1 rRNA gene is annotated in these 788 nt (G+C 53.1%); it reads left to right on the top strand.

Annotated elements, in window-relative coordinates:
* Positions 1-288 precede the first annotated feature (288 nt).
* Positions 289-788 (top strand): 16S ribosomal RNA (locus tag E1N52_RS43870); the annotation flags it as partial.

Below are 788 nucleotides of genomic sequence, written 5' to 3'. Positions count from 1 at the left end.
TCTTCATAATCTCGTTTCTCTGCTGCTGACGCAGCAACGCAGAAAGAAGCCGGTAGTTGAGCAGTTTTAACGGCGCTTTCGCGAACGATCTTTAAAAATTTACAGCCGATAAGTGTGGGCGCTTGATGCGGTGGCGACCTGATGTCGTTCTTCGGAGCGAAATCAGGAGCAGCAAAAGTATCAAGAGTCTCACACTAAAGTAAGTCAGGTTTTTGAAGCAATTCAAATTCCTGTCAGCTTTGAGTGAGCGACCGGTCTCGAGAGAGACCGAAAACAGTAACAGGTATTGAACTGAAGAGTTTGATCCTGGCTCAGATTGAACGCTGGCGGCATGCCTTACACATGCAAGTCGAACGGCAGCACGGGTGCTTGCACCTGGTGGCGAGTGGCGAACGGGTGAGTAATACATCGGAACATGTCCAGTAGTGGGGGATAGCCCGGCGAAAGCCGGATTAATACCGCATACGATCTACGGATGAAAGCGGGGGATCTTCGGRCCTCGCGCTATTGGGGTGGCCGATGGCGGATTAGCTAGTTGGTGGGGTAAAGGCCCACCAAGGCGACGATCCGTAGCTGGTCTGAGAGGACGACCAGCCACACTGGGACTGAGACACGGCCCAGACTCCTACGGGAGGCAGCAGTGGGGAATTTTGGACAATGGGCGAAAGCCTGATCCAGCAATGCCGCGTGTGTGAAGAAGGCCTTCGGGTTGTAAAGCACTTTTGTCCGGAAAGAAATCCTGGTGGCTAATATCCGCCGGGGATGACGGTACCGGAAGAATAAGCACC

The sequence above is a fragment of the Paraburkholderia guartelaensis genome, assembly GCF_004353905.1.
Classification (GTDB): Bacteria; Pseudomonadota; Gammaproteobacteria; order Burkholderiales; family Burkholderiaceae; genus Paraburkholderia; species Paraburkholderia guartelaensis.
Note: the sequence above shows the minus strand (reverse complement) of the source record. Positions and strands in the feature narration are given on the sequence as shown.